At 63.2% G+C, this 3289-nt stretch carries 3 protein-coding genes; all 3 read left to right on the top strand.

Annotated features, from left to right (window positions below):
• The first annotated feature begins 589 nt into the window (after positions 1 to 589).
• Complete coding sequence (gene rfaE1 / locus C7H84_RS33530) at positions 590 to 1516, top strand: D-glycero-beta-D-manno-heptose-7-phosphate kinase (RefSeq protein WP_346428408.1); 927 nt, start codon at positions 590 to 592, stop codon at positions 1514 to 1516.
• Between the two features lie 44 nt (positions 1517 to 1560).
• Positions 1561 to 2601 (top strand): GDP-mannose 4,6-dehydratase, encoded by a 1041-nt coding sequence (gmd, locus tag C7H84_RS33525; RefSeq protein WP_121862836.1) that lies wholly within the window; start codon positions 1561 to 1563, stop codon positions 2599 to 2601.
• A 13-nt stretch (positions 2602 to 2614) separates the two neighbouring features.
• A partial coding sequence (locus C7H84_RS33520; RefSeq protein WP_121862835.1) for an NAD-dependent epimerase/dehydratase family protein occupies positions 2615 to 3289 on the top strand: 675 nt, incomplete at its 3' end.

The following is a 3289-nucleotide window of genomic DNA, read 5'->3' as shown; positions in this document are numbered from 1 at the left end:
CCTCGAGTGGACGGTGCCGAGTCCGGCTCCCTTTCATACATTCGAAAAGCCCCCCAAGGTGGAGTAACGGGTTGCGCGCCGAGCACAGTACGTGAGCGTGTCACCGACACGCTCACGACCGCAGTTGACGTAGTCTAGGAAGTTGTTATTTGTCAACTGCGTGACGCCGTGTGCTGGAGCATTAGTCGCATGGCCTACATTACGCGTGGAGAACCGGGGCTTTGTGGTGGCTATTTCCGACAGGATTTCGTCTTGTCGCAATCAGGCTCTGAATTGTTCAGGACGTCCCGGCACCCGTCGATACGTTCAAGCAAGCTTGGACGGCCGCTCGCCGTTGTTGCCGTATCGCACTCCCAAAGGGCAATGGATCAAGATTCGCTTGACCAGCGTCCATGAGAGTGCGCCCAGTGATCCAGTAACAGTCGAGCGAGGCGCGCGAGTGCGCGGTGCTGGTCCCCGCAGCGCGATTAGCGAAGCCGCACCCATCAAGGCCCGAGGCAAAACTCGAACCGACGCGTCTCCTGCGGTTCGTTTCCGGTCCGGCCATATTTAACCCGAACCCCCACCCATGGCCATTATCGAGGGCATTGTGAATACCCAGCCTCATATCCTGGTCGTCGGCGACGTGATCCTCGACCAGTACTGGTTCGGCAACGTCAACCGAATTTCGCCGGAAGCGCCGGTGCCAGTCGTCGCGGTCCAGCGTACCGAAGACCGGCTCGGTGGCAGCGCCAACGTCGCGCATAACTGCGCTCGGCTCGGCGCGACCGCCACACTGCTCGCGGTGGCGGGACGCGACGCCAACGCGGACACGATCGTGCGCCTGTGCCGCGAGAACGACATCGACGCACGGCTCTGCGTCGACGACGACCTGCACACGACGGTAAAGCTGCGCGTGGTCGGTCATCAGCAACAGCTGCTGCGCCTCGACTTCGAACGCACGCCGGCGCCGGCCGTGCTCGCACAGATCTCGGCCGCGTTCGACGATGCGCTGCCGAGCGCCGACGTCGTGATCTTCTTGGACTACCACAAGGGTGCGCTCGACGGCGTACAGGTACTGATTCAGCGCGCCCGCGCGCAGGGGAAGATGGTGTTCGTCGATCCGAAAGGCGACGACTACGAACGTTATCGCGGCGCGACGCTGCTCACGCCCAATCTCTCGGAATTCAAGGCGGTCGCAGGTCGGTTCGGTTCGGAAGCCGAACTGACCTCGAAGGCCGAGGCGCTGCGCGAGCAGTTGTCGCTCGACAAGCTGCTCGTGACGCGCAGCGAGGAAGGCATGACGCTGTTCGACGCACGCGGCGCCCATCAGCAGCCGGCGAAGGCCCGCGAGGTGTTCGACGTGTCCGGCGCGGGCGATACCGTCATCGCCACGCTGGCGGTGCGATATGCAACCCATGGCGACTGGCTGCGTGCGATGCACGAAGCCAATGTCGCGGCGGGCGTCGTGGTCGGCAAGCTGGGTACCGCAGCCATCACGCTCGACGAACTCGAAAACGCGCTCGCGGCCGAGTAAATCTGCCCGCCCGCTTAATCATCGTAAGCTACAGAGGATCTGACATGCAAAAGAAAACTGCAATCATCACCGGCATCACCGGTCAGGACGGCGCGTACCTCGCGGAACTGCTGCTCGGCAAAGGCTATCGCGTGTTCGGCACGTATCGCCGCACGAGCTCCGTGAACTTCTGGCGCGTCGAGGAACTCGGCATCGCCGGTCATCCGGACCTCAACTTAGTCGAGCACGATCTGACTGACTTGTCGTCGACGATCCGCCTGTTGCAGATCGCGCAACCGACTGAAGTGTACAACCTGGCGGCGCAGAGCTTCGTCGCCGTCTCGTTCGACCAGCCGGTCACGACCGCCGAAATTACCGGCATCGGCGCGCTCAACGTGCTGGAAGCCATCCGCATCGTCAACGACAAGATCCGCTTCTACCAGGCGTCGACCTCGGAGATGTTCGGCAACGTCCAGACCGTTCCACAGGTCGAAACGACGCCGTTCTATCCACGTAGCCCGTATGGCGTCGCGAAAGTGTACGCGCACTGGATCACCGTTAACTATCGCGAATCGTATGGCATCTTCGGTTCCTGCGGGATCCTGTTCAATCACGAGTCGCCGCTGCGCGGCCGCGAGTTCGTCACACGCAAGATCACCGATTCGGTCGCCAGGATCAAGCTCGGCAAGCTCGACGCGCTCGAGCTCGGCAACCTCGACGCGAAGCGCGACTGGGGCTTCGCGAAGGAATACGTCGAAGGGATGTGGCGCATGCTGCAGGCGGACGAGCCGGACACGTTCGTGCTGGCAACGAACCGCACCGAAACCGTGCGCGATTTCGTGACGATGGCGTTCAAGGCGGCCGGCTACACGCTGCGCTTCGAAGGGACGGCGGACAACGAGCGCGGGATCGACGTCGCGACGGGCAAGACCCTCGTCAGCGTCAACCCGAAGTTCTATCGCCCGGCGGAAGTCGAACTGCTGATCGGCGATCCGGCGAAAGCCAAGGAAAAGCTCGGCTGGGCGCCCGAGACGAACCTCGAAACGCTCTGCGCGATGATGGTCGAAGCCGACCTTCGCCGCAACGAAGCCGGCTTCTCGTTCTGACGGTCCGGCGCTCATGGAACGTCATGCGCTGATTACCGGAGCGAGCGGATTCACGGCGGCCTACGTCACGGAGGCGCTCGTGCGCGCGGGCCATCGCGTCACGGGCGCGGGAAATCATGCCCGCGACGGCCTGATCGCGCTCGACATCTGTTCGCTGGAAGCCTGTCGCGCGACGATCGACGCGGTGCGTCCGCCCAGCATCGTCCATCTCGCAGCGATCAGCTTCGTCGGTCACGACGACGCCAGCATGTTCTACGACGTCAACGTGATCGGCACGCTCAATCTGCTGGAGGCATGCGTAGACGTCGGCCACGTGCCGGACAAGATCCTGATCGCCAGCAGCGCGAACATCTACGGCAACGCGAGCGGCGCCGTGAGCGAAACGCAGCCGTTCGCACCGGTGAACCACTACGCGGCCAGCAAGGTCGCGATGGAACACCTCGTGCGGACATGGTTCGACCGGCTGCCGATCGTGATCACGCGTCCGTTCAACTACACCGGACGCGGCCAGTCGCCGCGCTTCCTGGTGCCGAAGATCGTGTCCCACTTCGCGGAGCGCAAGCCGCGGATCGAGCTGGGCAATCTCGACGTATCGCGCGACTTCTCCGACGTGCGTTACGTCGCCGAAGTCTATCGCGCACTGATCGAGAACGACACGGCCGGCGAAACCGTGAACGTGTGCAGCGGC

The sequence above is a fragment of the Burkholderia sp. Nafp2/4-1b genome (genome assembly GCF_003635165.1).
Taxonomy (GTDB): domain Bacteria; phylum Pseudomonadota; class Gammaproteobacteria; order Burkholderiales; family Burkholderiaceae; genus Burkholderia.
The sequence above is the reverse complement of the archived record's forward strand: the minus strand, read 5'-3'. Positions and strand labels throughout refer to the sequence as shown.